General features: G+C 74.1%; 21 protein-coding genes, 2 pseudogenes and 1 riboswitch. Of the genes and pseudogenes, 8 read left to right on the forward strand and 15 right to left on the reverse strand.

Annotated features, from left to right (window positions below):
* Positions 1–99: 99 nt before the first annotated feature.
* The 4 genes from ACGFML_RS32185 to ACGFML_RS32200 form a co-directional block, all read right to left on the reverse strand.
* A complete protein-coding gene (locus tag ACGFML_RS32185; RefSeq protein ID WP_393549171.1) occupies positions 100–1,188 on the reverse strand; it encodes an enoyl-CoA hydratase/isomerase family protein in 1,089 nt (362 codons plus the stop codon).
* A gap of 49 nt (positions 1,189–1,237) precedes the next feature.
* Positions 1,238–2,572 (reverse strand): condensation domain-containing protein, encoded by a 1,335-nt coding sequence (locus tag ACGFML_RS32190; protein ID WP_393549172.1) that lies wholly within the window; start codon positions 2,570–2,572, stop codon positions 1,238–1,240.
* A 73-nt stretch (positions 2,573–2,645) separates the two neighbouring features.
* Positions 2,646–3,368, reverse strand: coding sequence for an SDR family NAD(P)-dependent oxidoreductase (locus ACGFML_RS32195; protein ID WP_393549173.1), 723 nt, complete (start codon positions 3,366–3,368; stop codon positions 2,646–2,648).
* Between the two features lie 38 nt (positions 3,369–3,406).
* Positions 3,407–4,390: an ArsR/SmtB family transcription factor gene (locus tag ACGFML_RS32200; protein WP_393549174.1), complete on the reverse strand. Its 984-nt coding sequence runs from the start codon at positions 4,388–4,390 to the stop codon at positions 3,407–3,409.
* 58 nt (positions 4,391–4,448) lie between these two features.
* Between ACGFML_RS32200 and ACGFML_RS32205 the strand changes: the two are divergent.
* Positions 4,449–5,597 (forward strand): annotated as a pseudogene (locus ACGFML_RS32205) (MFS transporter); the annotation flags it as partial.
* Positions 5,598–5,666: 69 nt separating this feature from the next.
* On the opposite strand, the gene ACGFML_RS32210 reads toward ACGFML_RS32205, so the two are convergent.
* Positions 5,667–6,707 (reverse strand): methyltransferase, encoded by a 1,041-nt coding sequence (locus ACGFML_RS32210; protein WP_393549175.1) that lies wholly within the window; start codon positions 6,705–6,707, stop codon positions 5,667–5,669.
* 219 nt (positions 6,708–6,926) lie between these two features.
* Here ACGFML_RS32210 and ACGFML_RS32215 point away from each other — a divergent pair, with 219 nt between their 5' ends.
* Positions 6,927–7,136, forward strand: a complete 210-nt coding sequence (locus ACGFML_RS32215) for a hypothetical protein (RefSeq protein WP_393549176.1) — start codon at positions 6,927–6,929, stop codon at positions 7,134–7,136.
* 48 nt (positions 7,137–7,184) lie between these two features.
* Here ACGFML_RS32215 and ACGFML_RS32220 read toward each other — a convergent pair whose 3' ends face one another.
* Complete coding sequence (locus ACGFML_RS32220) at positions 7,185–7,625, reverse strand: SPW repeat protein (protein WP_393549177.1); 441 nt, start codon at positions 7,623–7,625, stop codon at positions 7,185–7,187.
* A 135-nt stretch (positions 7,626–7,760) separates the two neighbouring features.
* On the reverse strand, positions 7,761–8,333 hold the full coding sequence (locus ACGFML_RS32225) for a histidine phosphatase family protein (protein WP_393549178.1): 573 nt from the start codon (positions 8,331–8,333) through the stop codon (positions 7,761–7,763).
* A gap of 125 nt (positions 8,334–8,458) precedes the next feature.
* Positions 8,459–8,604: riboswitch (cobalamin riboswitch) on the forward strand.
* 42 nt (positions 8,605–8,646) lie between these two features.
* Between ACGFML_RS32225 and ACGFML_RS32230 the strand changes: the two genes are divergently transcribed.
* Complete coding sequence (locus tag ACGFML_RS32230) at positions 8,647–8,865, forward strand: CbtB-domain containing protein (protein WP_393549179.1); 219 nt, start codon at positions 8,647–8,649, stop codon at positions 8,863–8,865.
* A gap of 222 nt (positions 8,866–9,087) precedes the next feature.
* Here ACGFML_RS32230 and ribA read toward each other — a convergent pair whose 3' ends face one another.
* Positions 9,088–9,741 carry a GTP cyclohydrolase II gene (ribA, locus tag ACGFML_RS32235; protein WP_393549180.1) on the reverse strand — a complete coding sequence of 218 codons (654 nt, stop codon included), beginning with the start codon at positions 9,739–9,741 and terminating at the stop codon, positions 9,088–9,090.
* 102 nt (positions 9,742–9,843) lie between these two features.
* Between ribA and ACGFML_RS32240 the strand changes: the two genes are divergently transcribed.
* Both ACGFML_RS32240 and ACGFML_RS32245 read left to right on the forward strand, forming a co-directional pair.
* On the forward strand, positions 9,844–10,599 hold the full coding sequence (locus tag ACGFML_RS32240) for a creatininase family protein (protein WP_393549181.1): 756 nt from the start codon (positions 9,844–9,846) through the stop codon (positions 10,597–10,599).
* Positions 10,592–11,227: pseudogene (locus ACGFML_RS32245) on the forward strand (RibD family protein); the annotation flags it as partial. The gene ACGFML_RS32240 and the pseudogene ACGFML_RS32245, both read left to right, overlap by 8 nt.
* A 102-nt stretch (positions 11,228–11,329) precedes the next feature.
* Here ACGFML_RS32245 and ACGFML_RS32250 read toward each other — a convergent pair.
* The 5 genes from ACGFML_RS32250 to ACGFML_RS32270 form a co-directional block, all read right to left on the reverse strand.
* The gene (locus tag ACGFML_RS32250) at positions 11,330–12,325 is read right to left on the reverse strand and encodes a lysylphosphatidylglycerol synthase domain-containing protein (RefSeq protein WP_393549182.1); all 996 of its coding nucleotides are present in this window, start codon (positions 12,323–12,325) and stop codon (positions 11,330–11,332) included.
* On the reverse strand, positions 12,325–13,182 hold the full coding sequence (locus ACGFML_RS32255) for an SAM-dependent methyltransferase (protein WP_393549183.1): 858 nt from the start codon (positions 13,180–13,182) through the stop codon (positions 12,325–12,327). The genes ACGFML_RS32250 and ACGFML_RS32255 overlap by 1 nt, the downstream gene beginning before the upstream one ends.
* Positions 13,179–14,294 carry a glycosyltransferase family 4 protein gene (locus ACGFML_RS32260; protein ID WP_393549184.1) on the reverse strand — a complete coding sequence of 372 codons (1,116 nt, stop codon included), beginning with the start codon at positions 14,292–14,294 and terminating at the stop codon, positions 13,179–13,181. The genes ACGFML_RS32255 and ACGFML_RS32260 overlap by 4 nt, the downstream gene beginning before the upstream one ends.
* Positions 14,291–14,689, reverse strand: a complete 399-nt coding sequence (locus ACGFML_RS32265) for a 6-pyruvoyl tetrahydropterin synthase family protein (RefSeq protein WP_393549185.1) — start codon at positions 14,687–14,689, stop codon at positions 14,291–14,293. Before ACGFML_RS32265 ends, ACGFML_RS32260 begins: the two co-directional genes overlap by 4 nt.
* Positions 14,690–14,759: 70 nt before the next feature.
* Positions 14,760–15,788: a dehydrogenase gene (locus ACGFML_RS32270; protein WP_393549186.1), complete on the reverse strand. Its 1,029-nt coding sequence runs from the start codon at positions 15,786–15,788 to the stop codon at positions 14,760–14,762.
* A 124-nt stretch (positions 15,789–15,912) separates the two neighbouring features.
* Here ACGFML_RS32270 and ACGFML_RS32275 point away from each other — a divergent pair, with 124 nt between their 5' ends.
* A complete protein-coding gene (locus ACGFML_RS32275; protein ID WP_393549187.1) occupies positions 15,913–16,740 on the forward strand; it encodes a CDP-alcohol phosphatidyltransferase family protein in 828 nt (275 codons plus the stop codon).
* Between the two features lie 356 nt (positions 16,741–17,096).
* Here ACGFML_RS32275 and ACGFML_RS32280 read toward each other — a convergent pair whose 3' ends face one another.
* Together ACGFML_RS32280 and ACGFML_RS32285 are read right to left on the reverse strand one after the other, a co-directional pair.
* A complete protein-coding gene (locus tag ACGFML_RS32280) occupies positions 17,097–17,519 on the reverse strand; it encodes an ArsR/SmtB family transcription factor (protein ID WP_393549188.1) in 423 nt (140 codons plus the stop codon).
* A complete protein-coding gene (locus ACGFML_RS32285) occupies positions 17,516–17,716 on the reverse strand; it encodes a hypothetical protein (RefSeq protein ID WP_393549189.1) in 201 nt (66 codons plus the stop codon). Before ACGFML_RS32285 ends, ACGFML_RS32280 begins: the two co-directional genes overlap by 4 nt.
* Positions 17,717–17,886: 170 nt before the next feature.
* Here ACGFML_RS32285 and ACGFML_RS32290 point away from each other — a divergent pair, with 170 nt between their 5' ends.
* On the forward strand, positions 17,887–18,267 hold the full coding sequence (locus tag ACGFML_RS32290) for a VOC family protein (protein WP_393549190.1): 381 nt from the start codon (positions 17,887–17,889) through the stop codon (positions 18,265–18,267).
* Between the two features lie 74 nt (positions 18,268–18,341).
* On the forward strand, positions 18,342–18,749 hold the full coding sequence (locus ACGFML_RS32295; RefSeq protein ID WP_393549191.1) for a hypothetical protein: 408 nt from the start codon (positions 18,342–18,344) through the stop codon (positions 18,747–18,749).
* Positions 18,750–18,882 lie beyond the last annotated feature (133 nt).

Raw genomic sequence — 18,882 nt, forward strand, 5'->3', positions numbered from 1 at the left:
GGGGGCGTTGCGGGGCCGGTGGCGGAATCGTTCAGCCGCCCGCGTGCCGGCGCGCCGCAGGGTCGGCGCGCCGTGCACTGGTGCGGATGGGGCAGGGTGTCACCCGATGGTTTGCTGTGACGAGGTTGACGCCCGCCCCGCGGCCAGTCCGAGTTCCTCCTTTTGTCCCAACAGACGGAAATGACGGGCCACTTCCGCGTCGGACACGTCTTCCAGCCGGGCCGGGGACCAGCGCGGCGCGCGGTCCTTGTCGATGATCTGTGCGCGGACGCCCTCGACCAGGTCGTGCCCGACGAGCGCGGTGCAGGAGACCCGGTACTCCTGGTCCATGACCTCCTCCAGGGAACCCAGCCCGCGGGCCCTGCGCAGCGCGGCGAGGGTGACCTTCAGGGCGGTGGGCGACCGACTCATGAGGGTCTGCGCCGCCTGCTTCGCGCCCTGTTCGCCACTGGCCTCCAGCCGCTCGACGATCTCCTCGACCGAGCCGGCGGCGTAGCAGGCGTCGATCCATGCCCGGTTTTCGGACAGTTCGCCGTCGGGTGCCGGCACGGCGTAGCGGTGCAGCGCCCGCGCCACGTCGGTGCCGGCCAGCGCGGCGGCGAACTCCGGCAGGTGCTCGGCGGGCAGGAAGTGGTCGGCGAGACCGCAGAGCAGGGCGTCGGTCGCGCCCACCGCGGCGCCCGTCAGCGCCAGATGGGTGCCCAGCTCGCCGGGGGTACGGGAGAGCAGGAAGGTCCCGCCCACATCGGGGACGAAGCCGATCCCGGTCTCCGGCATGGCGACCCGGGAGCGCTCGGTGACGATGCGGACGTCGCCGTGCGCCGAGACGCCGACGCCACCGCCCATCACGATGCCGTCCATCAGGGCGACACAGGTCTTGGGATATCGGGCGATCCGCACGTTGAGCCGGTACTCGTCCCGCCAGAAGGCACGCGAGGCGGCACCGCCGCCGGCGCGGGCGTCGTCGTGGATGGCGCGGATGTCGCCGCCGGCGCACAGTCCGCGATCGCCGGCGCCGCCGATCACCACGGTGGTCACCGCCGGGTCCCGCTCCCATGCGTCGAGCGCCTCGTCGATCCGGCGCACCATGGGGTGGGTGAGGGCGTTCAGGGCCCGGGGCCGGTTGAGGGTGAGGTAGCCGGCGCGGCCGTCGGTGTGCACCAGTACGGAGTCGTCGCTGTCGTGCATGGTGTCGTGGATCCCTTCCCGCGGGGCGCTGTTCTCGGGCGCCAGTCCATCAGACGCCGCGGGCGCCCGCGGCGGCGCGGTCCACGGTGGCGAGCGGGCGGTGCGGGTCGGCGGCCGCGAGGCGGCGGAGCAGGTCGAGGTAGCCGTCCCGGTGGGCGGCGAGCTCGTGCTCCGCGTACAGGGCGGGATTGCCGTCGTGGTCGATCCGCAGTTCGCCGCCGGGTTCCCGGCGGAGGGTGAGGGTCAGGTCGTCGACGGCGCCCGAGGCGAGAGGGTGGATGTCCGAGGGCGCCCCGGCGAAGGCGGGCGCGTCGTCGCCGGGCACGAGGTGGATCCGGGGGCCGACGAGTGGCCGACCGGCGGCCATGCCGAGGTCGCGGCGGATGTCCTCGTGGCGGTAGCGCTGGTGCCGGCGGGCGGCGCGGATGCCGAGGGCGACCTGGCGGGTGAGTTCGGCGAAGGTCGCCTGCGGGGGTGCGGACAGCCGCAGCGGCAGGACGTTGCGTACGGTGCCCGGGACGCGCAGCGCGGCGGCGCCCGTCCGGCCCCGCATCGGGAGGCCGAGCACGACGTCGGTGTTGCCGGTGGTGTGCGCGACGTACCGGGCCTGGGCGGCGATGAGGGCGTCGGGCCAGGTGGCGCGGACGGATCCGGCCAGGGCGTCGATCCGCTCGGTGAGTTCGGTGCCGAGCCGGGCGGTGGTGCGCAGCGCGGTGCGTGCGGGCGGGGCGGTGCGCCCGGCGAGGGTGGGAGCTTCGGGGCGGTCGGCGAAGACCCGGAGCCAGTGGGCGCGGTCGCCGGCGTATGCCTCGCTCACCCGGTACGCGGCTTCCTCGGCGGCCAGGTCTCCGAGCCGTCCGAACGGGCTGGGGCCGGCCTCCGCGCCCGCGGCGAGGGTGCTGTAGAGGGCGGCGACGCGGCGGACGATCAGCGCGAAGCCGAAGCCGTCCAGGGCGATGTGGTGCACCCGCTGGTACCAGAGCCAGCGGCGCCCGCCGACCTGGAACAGGGCGTGGCGGAAGAGCGGTCCGGCGGTGAGGTCGAAGGGCCGGCTGAGGTCGTCGCGCATCCAGGCGCCGGCCACCGCGTCCGGATCTCCCTGATCGAGCAGGCCGGCGGCGTGCAGGGCGAAGCCGTGGCCGGGGGGTTCGATCGAGAGCGGGAACTGTCGTGGCCCGTCCGGTGTTTCCTCGATCCGTACGCGCAGCGCATCGCTCTCGCCGACGGTCCGGTGCAGCGCCTCGGCGAAGAGCACGGGATCCAGCGGGCCGCGGATCTCGATCCGGGCCGCGGTGTGGTGGGCGGGGTTGTCCGGGTCGCGGGCCTGTTCGTGCCAGAGGGCGATCTGGGCGGCGGTGAGCGGAGCGAGGAGGGAACGCGCCATGACGGGGCCTTTCGCGGGGACGGAAAGCGGGACCGGTGGTAGCTGGGGATACGGACCGGCCCGGCCGGGGCACTCAGGCGTACTGCGTCGCGCCGCCGTCGACGTAGAGGTCGTGCATGGTGATGTGGCGGGCGCGGTCCGAGACGAGGAAGGCGACGGCCTCGGCGATGTCGAGGGGTTCGGCGATCCGGCCGAGCGGCGTTTCGCTGTGCGGGGCCTGCAGGTCCCCATAGGTGCAGCCGGGCGACACCACGTTGCAGCGCACGCCGCTGCCGGCCAGTTCCAGGCCGAGGGATTTGGTGAAGAGGGTGGCGGCCGCCATGGACGCGGCGTACGCGGCCAGCCCGGCCCGCGGTACGCCCGCCGCGTGGGATCCCACGGTGATGATGCTGCCGGCCCGGCGGGCGGTCATCCTGCGGGCCACGGCGCGCGAGAGCCGGAAGACGCCGGTGGTGTTGACCGCGAAGGTGTCGTCCCAGTCCCCGTCGGTGAGTTCGACGACGGCCGCGGTGCGCAGCACGCCGGCCGCGTTGACGAGGATGTCCAGCGGTCCGACGGCGTGTTCGGCCTCGTCCACCAGGTGGTCGACGGCCGCGGGGTCGGTGATGTCGACGGCGCGGGCGGTGACTCGGGAGCGTCCGTAAGCGGCCTCCAGGGCCGCCGTGCCGGACGATGCCCGGTCCACCGCGACGACCCGGGCTCCCTCCTCGGCGAGGAGCCGCGCCACGGCCTCGCCGATACCCTGCCCGGCGCCGGTGACCAGTGCCGTCCGCCCGGAAAGCTCGGAATCCCACACGCCGCATCCCCTCGCTCGATTACTTAGGGAAGCCTAACCTAATTAACGATGCGGGTCTCCTCCCCCTGGGCCGTCACCAGAGCCTCGCCCACCGCCGTCCGGAAGTAGAGGACGGACCGGCCGGCCCGCCGCCGCCCGACCAGCCGGGCATCCAGCAGTACCCGCAGATGTCGGCCCACCGACCCCAGGCCCTGGCCGGTGAGCGCCACCAGGTGGGTGGTGCTCTTGGGGCTGCCGAGCAGCACCAGCACAGCCGCCCGCGCCGGGCCGAGCAGTCCGCCCAACGCCTCGGGCACCGACGCCGGGCGGCCCGCATCGGCGAGCGCCCCCGCGCACGGGTACACCACCGCATAGCGCCGCGTGTCCCACGAGACCCAGCTCTGACCGGACGTCACGGGGACGAAGAGCAGCCGAGCCCCTCGGAGTTCTCGCGCCGGGGCGTCGCTCACGGTGATCTGCAACCGTCCCTCCCCCAGCCACCGCATCCCCGGCCGCATCCCGTCAAGGGCCGCGGCCCAGCCGTGCCGGCTCCACCGCGCGGTACGCGCGACGACATCGGCCTCGAGAACCCGGCACCGCCGCGGCCACTCCGGCAGCACCGCCCGCGTCCAGACCCACTCCAACAGGTCCGCGGTGCGCGCCGGCAGATCGTCGCGATGCAGCCGGCCGGGGAGCGGGCCGCCCAGCGACACGGTCAGATCCGCCCGGGCCCGGGCCGGCGGCGTCCGGCGGATGCGGGCCGACTCCGCTGCGAAGTCGCGGTGTTCACCGGAGGGCGTCGGGGTCAGAAAGGTGGCGTTCCAGGTGCGGCCGAGCGCGGCGCGGACGAGAAGTGCGGTGACCGGATCACCGGCCAGACGCCGGCGGTAGGCGGGCAGGTAGGCATCGAGCCAGCCGCGCTCGCCGGGGTGCGCGGCCGTGCCCCGCTCCAGGGTCTTCAGGCTCCCGATGGCCTCTGCCAGCGGGGAGAGCACGAACCGGCTGCCCGCGAGGGTGTCCGCGCCGACCTGCCACCAGCCCATCGTTTCGCCTCCCCGCGAAACAGTATGTCCGGGCCGTGCGCCCACCAAGACTCCGGCCATGCACACCTACCGACAGCTCTTCATCGCACCGGAGTTCACCGCACTGTTCCTGATGTCCGCCGCTCAGGTGGCGGCCCAGACCCTGTCCGGCCTGGCGCTGGGCACGCTGGTCCACGCCTCGACCGGCTCCCCACTGCTGTCCGCCCTCGCGATGTTCGGCCCCTGCCTGGCCCAGGTGGTCGGCGCGGCCACCCTCCTGTCCGCGGCCGACCGGCTGCCGCCGCGGGCCACGCTGACCGGGCTGGCTCTGCTCTTCGGCCTGGGCACCGCCGCCCAGGCCGTTCCGGGTCTGCCCGTGGCGGCCGTGTTCGCCGTCCTGGCGGGTCTGGGAACGGCGGCGGCGCTGGGCGGCGGGGTGCGCTACGGGCTGCTCAACGAGATCCTCCCCGCCGAGGGTCGGCTGCTGGGCCGCGCGGCGCTCAACGTGTCCGCCGGGGTGGTGCAGGTCGCCGGTTTCGCGCTCGGCGGCATCCTGGTGAGCGCGCTCTCGGCACGCGGCGCACTGCTCACCGGTGCCGGGCTGTACCTCGCCGCGGCGGCCACCGCCCGCTGCGGCCTGAGCCGTCGCCCGCCACGCGCCACCGGGCGGCCGTCGCCCGCCGAGACCTGGCGGATCAACGCCCGGCTCTGGGCGTCCCGTCCGCGCCGCCACGTCTACCTCGCCCTGTGGGTGCCCAACGGGCTGATCGCCGGCTGCGAGTCCCTGTACGTCTCCTACGCGCCCCGGTACGCGGGCCTGCTCTTCGCCTGTGGCGCGCTCGGCATGCTGGCCGGGGACACGGCGGTCGGCCGCTTCGTCCCGGCCCGGTGGCGCCACCGGCTCGTCGTTCCGCTGTGCCTGCTGCTCGCCGTGCCGTACCTGCTCTTCGGCCTGCATCCGGCGCTGCCGCTCGCGGCGGCGGCGGTGTCGCTCGCCACCGTCGGCTATGGGGCGGGGCTGCTGCTGCAGGAGCGGCTGCTGGCCCTGACGCCACCGGAGGCGAGCGGTCACGCCCTGGGCCTGCACACCTCGGGCATGCTGACCTGGCAGGGCGTCGGCGCCGCCCTGGCGGGGGCCGTCGCCGAGCGCACCTCGGCCGCCACCGGGATGGCGGCGACGGCCGCGGCCTCGATCGCGGTCACCCTGGCCCTCGCACCGGGGCTGCGGCCCGGCCCCCCGCAGCCCCGGCACGACGCAGCCGCGGACACACCCGGCGACGGCACGGGCGCCCCGTCGTCACACGGGCTCGGCCTCCAGCAGGGAGAAGCGGTTGGGCCTGGGCAGCGGCGTCACGGACCGCAGGGCGAAGCCGGCGCCGCCCAGCAGGCGTGCGAAGTCGTCCCGGGTGCGTTCCCGGCCACCGACGTTGACCAGCATGTTCAGGTCGCTGATATAGACGACTCCGGCGGCCGAGGGATCCACGACGGGCGGCAGCACCGGCTCGATGATCAGTAGTCGGCCGTCGTCCGGGACGGCCCGGCGGCAGTGGCGGAGGATCTCCGTGCACCGCTCGTCGCTCCAGTCGTGGATCACGCTCTTGAGGAGATACAGGTCGGCGCCGTCCGGTGCCGTGGTGAAGAAGTCCCCGCTCACCAGGGAACACCGGCCTTCCAGGCCGTCTCGGGCCAGTGTGTCGGCGGCCTGTGCGAGCCCCTCGCGAAGGTCGAAGACGATGCCGGTGAGCGACGGGTGCGCCCGCAGGATCGCGGCGAGCAGCGTGCCGTCGCCGCCGCCGATGTCGGCCACCGTCGTGAAGCGGCCGAAGTCGAACACCGCCGGCAGCAAGGCCGCGGTGTCGCGCGTGGCCTGGCCCATCGCGGCATTGAACTCGGCGGAGAGTTCCGGATGTTCGGCGAGGTGACCGAAGAAGTCCTTGCCGAAGAGCGCGTCGAAGGCCGGCTCACCGGTCCGCACGCTGTCTTCCAGGTGCTCCCATGCCCGGAGCATGGTGGGGTCGGTGAACATCCGGGCGAAGGAGTGCAGCGACCCGGGCCCGTCACTGCGCAGCAGGGCGCCGGCCGGGGTGACGGCGAACCGTCCCGGGGCCCGCTCGGCGAGCAGCCCCAGCCCGGCCAGCGCCCGTAACAACCTGCCCATGGCCTGTGGCCGGGCCGCGCACTGCGCCGCGACGTCCGCCGCCGTCACCGTGCCGTCGCCGATCAGATCGACGATCCGGAGGCGGACGGCGGCCCCCAGGGTGTGCGACGCCATGGCGCCGTAGGCGATCCGGGTCAGTACCTCGCGGCCCTCGTCGACCGGCCGATTCTCCTGGGACATGGGAGACACCTCTCTGTTCACGGGCACGGCGGGCGCGATCGCCGCGTTACGGACGGGGTCGCACCGGGCACAACAACGCCTGTGGCAGTGCGGCCCGTTGCCCGCCGCACCGCATCATGCGAGGTAACCCTAAGATCTCGGGATCACCGGGACAACGACCCCTGCGATCCGCCCGTGCGACGCGACCGCCGACCCACTCCGGGAGGGAGGAACACCCCTGTGTTCCCCGACGACGACCGCCGACCCGGCGACCGTGCCGGGCAGTTGAGGCGGGGCGCCGCCTGGCTGCTGCTGGCCGCCGGGCTCGTCGGGCTGGGCTCCGGCATCGCCTTCGGCCAGGGCCTGCTGATGGCGGGCGGAGTGATGCTGGCCGGGTTCTCCGGGAATCTGCTGGCCCCGGACGGCCGTCGGCCCACCCACCCTCGATGAGGGCGGGCGGGCCGACGGTCTGTCACACGCCCCGTTCCGGGGCCTGCCTCATGTCGTGCGGCGACTCTTGGCGGCCGCGCCGATGCACATCGCCCCCAGCAGGAAGGTGAGGGCTCCGATGATGATGTTGTTGAGGATCACGCCCGCGTCCGGGCCGCTGCCGACGATCCAGGGCGCGACGATCATCCACACGCCCATGGCGCACATCGCGCCACTCAGGCCGTACATGCGGTCGGGTGTGACGGTGAACCCGACGGCCAGCAGCGCGATGGCGATGCCGAGGATCAGGTTGTGGGTCAACAGTGCGGGCTGCGAGGCCGCGTAGTGGACGATCCACGGTGATGCGGCGCAGTACAGGCCGACGAGGAACACCGGCCCGTCCACGAGGATCACGTCACGTCCGCCGAGGACCCGCTCGTATCGCGCCTGCATCTCAGAAACATCGGGGTGACCTGCGAGATCTCCCCTGTGGTGTGAGACGTCGGCCATCCGACTCGCCTCCTTCGCTCCGCAAGCGTGGCCGTACCGCGGCAAAGGAACCGCGCACTCTTTATTCTGCGCTTATTTTGCGCTTATGTCGCCTTTACCCTGAAGACGATCGATACGGGCCCTCACAGCCCGCCGTCAGTCCCGACGCAGGGCCCGCCCCAACCCGAGGTTCCAGCGCCCGCCCCGGCCACTGAGCTCCGTCACGGTGAGCGGCGGTACGTCGAGCCGCCAGAAGACCTCCACGGGCCCCCGCAGGGCGCACACCGCGGCGGCACGCACCACGTCCACCTCCACCACCGCCAGGACCCGCCCGGGAGTGGCCACGAGCCCCGCGAGCCACTCCCCGGTCCGCTCGCACAGCTCGCGCAGCGACTCGCCGCCGTGCCCCGCGAAGTCCGGGTCGGACAGCCAGGCGGACACCCCTTCCCCTTCCGCCCCGGCCACCTCGGCCAGGGTTCGGCCGCGCCAGCGCCCCATCGCACAGCCCGACGGCGCCGGCTCGGACTCTCCCGGCAACCCGATCTCCGCGGCCGTACGGCGGCACCGGACGGAGGGCGAGACGGCGACGCGGTCCGCGGACGGCAGATTTCCGGCCACCGCGCGGGCCCGTCGCAGACCGGCCTCGCTCAGCGGCCCGTCGTCATCGAAACGCACCTCGCGCTGCGCGTCACCGGCGGCCGGCGAGACCAGCATCACCCGAGTTGTCATGTCCTCTTCTCTCATAGTCCGCCCGCCACGGCAACGACGTTCCCTTTCCGGTGAGTTGACGCCGCAGCGCGCCCCTCCTTGCGTCCCTCCGCCCCTCGCACGACCTTGGCCCGCCGGTCGGTACGCGATACCTTCCCGATGATATTGACGACGACATGACGGAAGCCGGTGGGATCCCGGCGCGGTCGCGCCACTGTATGTCCGGTTTTGACGCAGCCCCAGCGGGGCCGGGACCGGGCGAGCCAGACCCGACATATCGCGTGCGCACTCCACGAACCAGGGACGCGAGTTCCCCCTACCAGGAGGTCCCGCCATGGCTCAGACCATCGCACCCCCGGCCACCGGCACCATCGCCCCGGCCCCGATCCCCCTCAAGGCCATCGCCCCCTGGGCACTGTTCACCGGTGTCCTGATGCTGGTCCTGCTGTACTTCATCGGCGCGGAGCAGGGCGCCACCTCACTGCTCTCCGGAACGGACGTCCACGAGTGGGTCCACGACGGACGCCACCTCCTCGGATTCCCCTGCCACTGATCGGGATCCGGTCAACGGTGGCGGGCGGCGCGGCATTCGCGCCCGCCCACGCCGTCCTGCCGTCCTGCCGCCCGTCGACGAAGTACCGCAGGCTTCTCCGGCTCCCTGCTCCGGCGATTCCGGATGCCGCGGGTACGGCCTTCGCGGCGGCGGCCTCCTGGGCCGCCCCTGATGCGGCACCCCGATAAGGGCCCGCGACCCCGGTCGCGGGCCCTTATGCCGTCAGAACAGCCCGGGAATGCCGTCGAGATGCGGCAGATCGTGGTCGAGCCGCTCCCGTTTCGTCCGCAGATAGCGGATGTTCTCCGCACCCGGCGGCATCAGCAGCGGAACCTGTTCGGCGACGGTGACACCATGCCGCAGCAGCGCCTCCCGCTTACGCGGATTGTTCGACAGCAGCCTTACCGACCCGACGCCGAGATCCCGCAGCATTCCGGCCGCGACGCCGTATTCGCGAGCGTCGACCGGAAGTCCGAGCGCGATGTTCGCCTCGACCGTGTCCAGCCCGCCCTCCTGGAGTTTCATCGCCCGGAGCTTGGCCAACAGCCCTATCCCCCGGCCCTCGTGGCCCTGCACATACACCAGAACGCCGCGCCCGGCCGCCACGATCGCCCGCAGCGCCGCGGACAATTGGTCGCCGCATTCGCAGTGCGTGGACCCGAAGACATCTCCGGTCAGACACTCCGAATGCACCCGGGTCAGCACCTGCTGCGCCGCCACATCGCCGTACACCAAGGCCACTTGCTCGATGCCGCTGCGGACCGCGAGATAGCCGACGGCCAGAAATTCGCCGTGCGCGGTGGGCAACCGGACCTCCACCACCCGTTCGACCTGGCTGTCGTCATCGAGAGCGATACCGGCATGGAGGTCCGTCATGGCGTGATGGTACCGGGGTGGGCACCCGGTTGGCATGAGTTGGCCTGATGCCTATGCTGCGACGGCCCTGCGAACGAGCGCGACGAAAGGCCGCACCCCACCATGACCGCACCGGTACCCCGGAATTCGGCCCGCGCGCTACTGACGGCGGACACCACCCAGGACGTACGGGAGCGGCAGCCGCACTTCGCCCTCCTTCCCGTCGGAAGCTTCGAACAGCACGGCCCTTTCCTGCCGTTGATCACCGACACGGTCATCGCCTGCACCGTCGCCGACGAGGTCGCCGCCGGCCGTCCCGCACTTCTGCTGCCACCGCTGACCATCTCCTGTTCCCACGAACACGCGGCTTGGCCCGGCACGGTCAGCATTTCGGCCCGTACCCTGCACACCGTCGTGACGGACATCGCCGATTCGCTGCGCCGCTCCGGAATCGACTCCTTGATTCTCGTCAACGGACACGGCGGAAATTACGTACTGCGCAATATCGTTCAAGAATCCGGCGGCACGGGGACGCGGATGGCTCTCTTCCCCGGCCCGGCCGACTGGGACGCGGCCCGCACTCGGGCGGGGGTGGAGACGTCCGCACACAGCGATATGCACGCCGGCGAGCTGGAGACATCCATCCTGCTGCACGCCCATCCCGAACTCGTCCGGCCCGGGCACGCATCGGCGGACCACCTCGCCGACGACCGCAGGCATCTGCTCACTCTCGGCATGCCGGCGTACACCGACTCCGGGGTCCTCGGCCGCCCCTCCCTCGCCTCCGCCCGCAAGGGACGGGAGCTGCTGGCCGGGCTCGTCGAGGCATTCGGCGAGTACGCCGCGCTGCTCGCTCCGCAGGGGGACGGCCATGGATGAGGCACTCGGCGTGGAAGCGGCCTGGGACCGGCTGCGCCGGATCCGCACGGCACGGGATGCCGCGGCTGCCGGCCTGGTCCCGGACGGCGACGGAGGGCTGTGCTGGGGAGCGCCCGCCTCACCGGAGGCGGCGCAGTTGGCCGCATGCTATGTGCCGCTCTGCCTGGCCGGCCCCCGCTTCGCCTTCGCGCAGCTCGGGCAGAGCCTGGACGGCTTCATCGCGACCCGGACCGGCGACGCCGACTACGTCACCGGGGAGGAGGACCGGCGCCATCTGCACCGGCTGCGCGCACTGGCCGACGCCGTGGTCGTCGGGGCGGGTACGGCGGTGGCGGACGACCCGCGGCTGACGGTGCGCGCCTGCACGGGCGACAGCCCCGTCCGGGTGGTGATCGATCCGCACGGGCGGGTGCCGCGGCAGCGTCGGGTGTTCACGGACGGGGCGGCCCCGACGGTGTGGGTGGTGGGGCCGGAAGGGGCCCGCCGGGCGACCGACGGTGTGGACGTGCTGGTGCTTCCGGAGCCCGGAGCGTTCGCCCCGCACCGCCTGCTGGCCGCCCTGGCGCGGCGCGGACTGGGCCGGGTACTGGTCGAGGGTGGCGGCGTCACCGTGTCGCGGTTCCTGCGGGAGCGTGCGCTCCACCGGCTGTATCTCACCGTCGCCCCGGTGCTGCTCGGTGACGGGGTGCCCGGCCTGCGTTTTCCCGGCACGCCGGTCATGCGGGACGCGCTACGGCCGCCGCTGCGGCGCACCCTGCTCGGCGAGGACACCCTCTTCGAGCTCGAACTGCGGGCGGCCGGCGCGGAGTCCGCTCCCCCAGCGGACGAGCAGCACCCCGGCACCCGGCAGGGCGGCCGCGAAGGCCAGGACACCGTAGACGACGGCGGTGGTCAGCCCCTGCGCCGCGCCTAGCCCCGCCGCGCCGAACGCCCATGCCGCGACGCCCTCCCGCGGGCCCCAGCCGCCGATGTTCAGCGGCAGCGCCATGGCCAGCAGCGCCAGCACGACCAGCGGGACCAGTTCGGCCGGCGGTGCGGTGACTCCCGCCACGCGGGCGGCGAGCAGGAACATCCCGAGGTAGCCCGCGAGGACCACCGCGGACGAGAGCGCGACGCCCGGCCAACTGCCGCGGGAGAGGAGGGCCCGGCGCGCCTCGGCCAGCGTCGCGCGCACCGCCCGCCCGCCGCGCGAGGCGCCGCGGCTCCAGCAGGCCACGGCGATCGCCGCCACGGCCACCGCGGCCGTCGCGATCAGAGCGCCGGTCGAGGTCAGCAGGCCGGCCGCCTGGGCCGAGACCGGGGACGGCCGCACGAGCAGCACCGCCGCACCGGTCGCGAACAGGGCGAACTGGCCCGCGGCACGCTCCAGGACGACGGCACGGACGCCGCGCCCCAGGGCGTGGGCGCTGCGGCCGTGGCCCACCGCCCGGTGCACATCGCCGAGCACCCCGCCGGGCAGCGCGGCGTTGAGGAACAGGGCGCGGTAGTAGTCCGCGACGGCCCGGCCGAGGGTCAGCCGCAGGCCCAGGGCGCGGGCCACCAGGCACCAGCGCCAGGCGCTGAACACCGTGGTCAGCAGGCCGATGGCAAGGGCGGCCAGCAGCGTCCCGGGGTCGATCCGGCGCAGGCCGTCCAGGAAGGCGCCGGAGCCCAGGTGCCACAGCAGCCCGGCCAGAATGCCCAGTCCCCCGAAGACCCGCAGCCACGCCCAGACAGGCCGTCGCATCAGTCGGCCCGGGGGCGTGGCCGAGGCAGGGCCAGCAGGTCCGTGTGGTGCACGGTGACGCTCAGCTCCCCCGCCCCGCAGGCCGCCAGCCGCCGGCGCAGATACGGCTGCACGCGCGGGCCCAGCTCCGGACGCTGCTCGCAGGCGGCACCCACCCAACCGCGCAGCCAGGCGGCGGCGAGCGCGGCGTCCGGCGCGCCGAGCCGCCAGGGACCGGACCGCGTGATCACTCTCGCACCGTGCCGTTCGAACGCCGCCGTCGCCACTGCGGCCGCGTCCGGGCCGAGCAGGCGCCGGCCCCCGTCCGTGCGGCGCTGGTGGTCGTTGAAGGCGGCAGTGATCTCGGCGTCGAGCGGATCGTGCGGAGTGAGCTCCACGCGGCCCGCGACGGAGAGCGCCAGCAGTGCGGGAGCGCCCGCCTCAGCGCAGGCCCCGGCGAGTCCCGCCACCTCGTCGTGGGTCAGCAGGTCCAGCAGGGCGGAGGCGGTGACCAGACCCGTCCCGGCGAGTCCGGTGGCGGTCAGGTCGGCCAGGTCGCCACGCTCGGTGGCGGCCGTCACGGTGCTGCCGTCGGCGGCCGCCGCAGGGAACGTGGCCGCGGCGCGGGCGAGCAGCGCGGGGTCGTGGTCGTGCAGGATCCAGTGCTGGGGGCCGAGCAGCCGCGGCGCGAGCCAGCGCCCCATCGACCCCGTACCGCAGCCCAGATCGCGGATCACCAGCGGGCCCGATGCCCCGTCCGGAGCCGGTAGGGCGGCGCGCAGGGGGTGCAGCAGTCCGGACGCCCGGGCGGCGGCGTCGGCGGGCTCGCGCAACTCCAGCCACTCCGCGGCGAATCGGGGCGGCCCTGCTTCCCTCACCGTGTCGGCCCCGGCACCTGCCGAAGCCGGTCCAGCACCCGCGCCAGGCTGTGCGACGTCGTCTCCCACCCGTCCAGCATGGCACGCCGTCCGCGGGCGGAGGCCCTCAACCGGTGCCGCAGTGCCGGATCCGCGAGCCAGTCGCGCAGTGCGCCGGAGAGCGCGGCCGCCTCGCCGGGCGGCACGAGGAGGCCCGGCACACTGCCGTCCGGGGCCCGTCCGACGGCCTCCGGGACGCCGTCCACGGCCGTCGCCAGGACCGGAACGCCCCGCGCCAACGCCTCGGTCACGACCATCCCGTAGGTCTCGGCGCGGGAGGTGAGCACCAGGAGGTCGGCGGTCGCGTAGGCCGCCGCCAGCTCCGCACCCGACCGCGGCCCGGCCAGGCACACCCGGTCGTCGAGTCCCAACTCGCCTATCCGTGACCGCAGTCGATCGACGTACCGGGGGTGGGCGCGGGTGCCGCCCACCAGGGCGCAGGTCCAGGGCGTGCCAGCGACGGTCCCGAGGGCTTCCACCAGGCGGTGCTGCGCCTTGCGCGGAGTGACGGCCGCGACGCACAGCAACCGGGAGACGCCGTCGGTACCGGGCGCGAGGGGTGCGGGGTCCGCCCCGGGCACCGCCACGTGGACCCGGTCGGCGGCGAGGCCGTGCAGTGCGATCAGGCGGCGGGCGGCCCACCGGCTGGTGGCCACCACCTCGCGCACGGCGTGCAGGGTGCGGCGCTCCCGCGCCTCGAGGTCCCGGGCCGGGCCGGCGGCGAGCCCGGTCTCGTCGCCGAGCGGTAGGTGCACCAGTACGGCCATCCGCAGCCGTGCGGCCTCGGGGGCGATGACCTCCGGCACTCCGCAGGCGACCAGGCCGTCCAGGAGGACCGGGGCGCCGTCCGGCAAGCGGGCCAGGCGCCGCGCCAGTTCGGCGCGGGCGCCCGGCTCCGGCCGTGGCCAGGAGCCGGGCACGGCATCGGGATGCACCCGCCATCCGGCCGCCGGGAGCGCGCGGCACACCCGGCGGTCGTAGGTGTTCCCGCCGCTGGGCGCGGCGGGGTCGTCGACGCCACCGGGCAGGAGGAAATGCAGCACCCGCCGCGCCGCCTGCCCGGTGGCGGTCACAGCGTGCGCTCGTACGTCGCCCAGGCGATGTGCGACTCGTGCAGGGTGACCGTGATGCCGGCGAGGTCACGGGCGCCCTCGCCGAGGTTCCCGGCGTGCACGCGGTCGGCGAGGCGGTCGGCGATCACCTTGGCCAGGGCCTCCGTCGAGGTGTTGATGCCGGCGAAGGCGGGTTCGTCGTCGAGGTTGCGGTAGTTCAACTCCCCGATCACCCCGCCGAGTTCCTGGGTGGCCAGACCGATGTCGACGACGATGTTGTCGGCGTCCAGCTCGGCACGGCGGAAGGTGGCGTCCACGACGAAGGTCGCGCCGTGCAGGCGCTGCGCGGGCCCGAAGACCGCGCCGCGGAAGCTGTGGGCGACCATCAGGTGATCGCGGACGGTGATGCTGAACAAGTGGTCCTCCGGTGGTGTCGGGTGGGGGGTGACGGATGGGGCGGGTGCGCTGCCGGGCGGGGCGGCGACGCTACGGGCCGGCCGCCGGTCCCTCGCCCGCGCCCCCCGGACCCTCGCCGCCGCCGTCGCCGTACCGGATGCGGTGGCAGAGCGCGGGAAGGTCACCGGAGGCGAGCCGGGGCAGCACCGCCGGCAGGTCCTCGAAGGGGGACTCGCCGGTGATCAGCGCGTCGAAGGCGGGGTCGGCGAGCAGCTCCAGGGCGAGCGTGAGGCGGTCGGCGAAACCCCGGCGGGCGCGCCGGGCGGCGGAGACCGCGCCCACCTGGCTGCTGCGGACGACCAGTCGACGGGAGTGGAACGCCTCCCCCAGCGGCAGGCTGACCCGCCGGTCGCCGTACCAGCTCAGCTCGATGACCGTGCCCTCCGGGGCGAGCAGTTCGAGCGAACGGGACAGGCCGGCCTCGGTGGCGCTGGCGTGCACCACGAGATCGCACTCGCCCAGCGCGTCCGCGGGCGACGCGAAGGGGACGCCGAGCGCCCGGGCCGTGGCGGCCCGCGCGGGGTCCGTATCGACCAACTGCACCCGGAGAGCCGGATAACGGGCGAGCACGGCGGCGACGCCGCAGCCGACCATGCCCCCGCCGACCACCGCGACCCGGTCCCCGACCAGCGGCGCCGCGTCCCACAGGGCGTTCACCGCGGTCTCGACCGTACCGGCCAGCACGGCGCGCGAGGCGGGGACGTTCTCCGGTACGGGGACGACCGCGCTCGCCGGGACGACGTAATGCGTCTGGTGCGGATGGAGGCAGAAGACCGTACGGCCCAGCAGCGCCGTCGGCCCCTCCGCCACGACCCCGACGCTGAGATAGCCGTACTTGACGGGCCCGGGGAACTCGCCGTCCTGGAACGGCGCCCGCATCGTGGCGTACTGGCTCTCGGGCACCCCACCACGGAAGACCAGCGTCTCCGTCCCGCGGCTCACCCCGGAGTACAGCGCACGCACCAGCACCTCGTCGTCACCGGGCTCGGCCAGCGCCACCTCGCGGATCTCGCCGCGCCCCGGGGAACCGGTCCAAAAGGCATGGGCGAGGCGCGACATCGGGACCCTCCTGGACACTGCGGTGGCGGTTCATCGATGCTGGGGATGTCGATGCCGGGGATCATGAGGACGCCGTTACCATACGCGGCAGTCATCGACTCCGCCACACATCCCGGGAGGCCCGGTGGCCGTACAGGTCCCGTACGACATGCGGTCCTTCGGGCCGGACACCACGGCGGGCATGGCCGTGCAACTGCTGGTGCTGGAGGTGCTCTGCCGGGCGATCGGCCTGGACACGGCGGGGTGGCTCACGGGCGTCCTGTTCGCCGTCGTCACCTGGGCCGTGCTCACCGTCGCGCTGCACCGGTCCTGGAGCGGTCCGTTCGGCCCGGCCAACCGCGTCACGCTGGCCCGCGCGATCCTCGTCGGCTGTGTGGCGGCGCTGGTGGCGGACTCGTTCGCCCACCGGGTACCGGTTCCGCTGCTGGTCGCGCTGGCCACCGTGGCGCTGATCCTGGACGCCGTGGACGGGCAGGTGGCCCGGCGCACCGGAACGGCGACGGCCCTGGGCGCCCGTTTCGACATGGAGGTCGACGCCTTCCTGATCCTGGTGCTGTCCGTCTACGTCGCGCTGCCGCTGGGCGCGTGGGTGCTGCTCATCGGGCTCATGCGGTACGCGTTCGTCGCGGCGTCCTGGGTACTGCCCTGGCTGCGGGGCGGCCTGCCGCACAGCATGGCCCGCAAGGCCGTCGCCGCGCTGCAGGGCATCGCCCTGGTGGTCGCCGGTGCCGGCATCGTGCCGCCGGCCTGGTCCCTGCTGGCGGTGGGGGCGGCGCTGGCGCTGCTGGTGTGGTCCTTCGGGCGTGATGTCGCCTGGCTGTGGCGGGTGCGGGAGGAGACGGCGGCCGGCCGGGGCGCGGCCCGGGGCCCCGAGCGCCACCCGGCCGCTACGTCCCCGCGTGGCGCCCCAGGTAGACGACCAGCGCCAGGAAGACGATCAGCAGCTGGCTGACGAGGATGTAGAGCAACACCCTTTGCCACACGCTGCGTTGGATGGCGCGATGCGGTACGTGGACCGCGCCGGGAAGCCGCGCCAGCTGACGGCCGGGGCGCACGGCGGTGAGAGTGCGGCGGCGGGCTCCGCAGCGCGGCGGTGTCCGACGGCGGGCGGCGAACTCCGGGCCGCCGCGGCCGTGGCCGCACGCCGTTCTCAGCGAACCCGGTCCGTGGTGACGGCCGCGGCAGGGCCGGGCGGCGCCCGGACGCGTGGCCGGGGGTATGCAGGTGCGGGAGCGGACCGCCCGCCAGGGCGGCGGCCCTTTACGCCTGGCCGGCATGGCGATCACCCTTCGGGGCGGAGCGCGTGGATCACGACGCCGCCCCCACAGTGTCGACCGCCGGCACGCCGCCGGCCGTCCGCACGGCACCGGCACCGGCACCGGCACCGGCACCGGCCTCGGCCTCCCGCAGCTCGGCGAGGAGCGCGTGCCGGCCGGTGAGCACACCGGAGAGCACCCGGCGTGCGGCGCTCAGCAGCTCCGCGACATCGCCGCCGGCGAGCTCGTAGACGACGGTGGAGCCGCTGCGGGTGGCCGTCACGATGCCCGAGCGGCGCAGGACCGCCAACTGCTGGGAGAGGGCGGACGGCTCCACCTCGATCGCGGAGAGCAGGCTGCGCACCGGCAGCGGCCCGTCCTGGAGAAGTTCGAGCACCCGGATACGGACCGGGTGGCCCAGCATCCGGAAGAATTCGGCCTTCGCCTGGTAGAGCGGGACCCCTGCGCCGTTCATACCGGCGCCCCGCCCTGCGGCCACGTCCCGGACCCGCCCTCGGGATCGACGTCCACGTTGCGGGCCACCCGGAGCGCGTCGTCCGGTTCGTCCTCCGCCACGGCCGGCGCATGGGCGTCGTCGGCCGTCCGCGCCGCCTCGACGGCGGCACGTGCCGCTCGCACCCGTTCCCGTACCGACTCGGCGAAACCGCCCACGCATGCCCTCCGCGTCCAGGCCGACCGGCCGTCGCGTCATCTGTTGAATTGCGGAATTCTGCAACTGTAGACGACGCAGCCGGGCCTCCCCAAGGCGGAATGCCGGTCGACGGCCACCGGCCGGGCGAACCCGGTGGACGCCCGCGGCCGTCAACCGCATAGTGACGCGCATGACTTCACTGGTACGCCACATCACGATCGACTGCACCGACGCCTACGGCCTGGCCCGCTTCTGGGCGGACGTGCTGGGCGGCACCCTCGGCGAGGACGACGTCCCGGGCGATCCCGAGGCCCTGGTGACCGCCGCGGGGAGCGGATTGCTGTTCATCGCCGTACCGGAGGGGAAGGCGGTGAAGAACCGGGTGCACCTGGATCTGCAGCCCCAGGACCGCAGCCGGGACGAGGAGGTCGAGCGGCTGCTGGCGCTGGGCGCGACGCTGGTGGGCGATCACCGGCGGCCGGACGGCACCGGATGGGCGACGCTGGCCGACCCCGAGGGCAATGAGTTCTGTGTGGAGCGGAGCGCCGCCGAGCGGGCGGAGACCGCATGACCTCGTGAACGTGCCCGCGGGTGGGTCACTCCTTCCGTACCCGCGGTACGTCGACTCCGCGGAGGAACGTGGGGGTGAGAACGCCGAGTTCCTCGCGCGGGCCCGCGCGGAGCCCGGGCCGTGGCGGCCCGCTCCTGCGCCTCGGCCGGGTCCTCCGCCGTGGGGCGTCGTCCTGGCGAAGACCGGCCGTCAGGAAGCGCGGTGCCCGGCACGGCGTCGACACGGAGTCGCGGCTTGCCGCGACGGGGACCGACGTCTCCGACGAGGAGTGGTGGCAGTCGCGCTCCAGCGTGCTCGGCGAGGTCGTGCCCGACTTCCGGGAGCGCTTTCCGCTCCTGGTCCGCCTGGAGACCGAGGGCGCCGCACTCCGCACGGACGCGACGGAGCCGTATCCGGAGTGCGAGGCGAGGACCGCCTTCGAGGTCGGCCCGGACGTCATCCCGGACGGGATCGCGGCGACGGTGGACAGAGCCGGCCCGTGACGCCCGCCCGACGCCGCGCCGCTCCTCCCTCTGGGAGCCACTCGGGCGCCGCCAGACGGGCGAGGACGGCGTGTAAGCGGCCGTCCCGCATCGCGCCATGGGACCGTCCCAGCACCCATACCGATCAGGTGAC

Origin of the sequence: Streptomyces sp. NPDC048650 (assembly GCF_043199095.1) — a bacterium.
GTDB lineage: Bacteria > Actinomycetota > Actinomycetes > Streptomycetales > Streptomycetaceae > Streptomyces.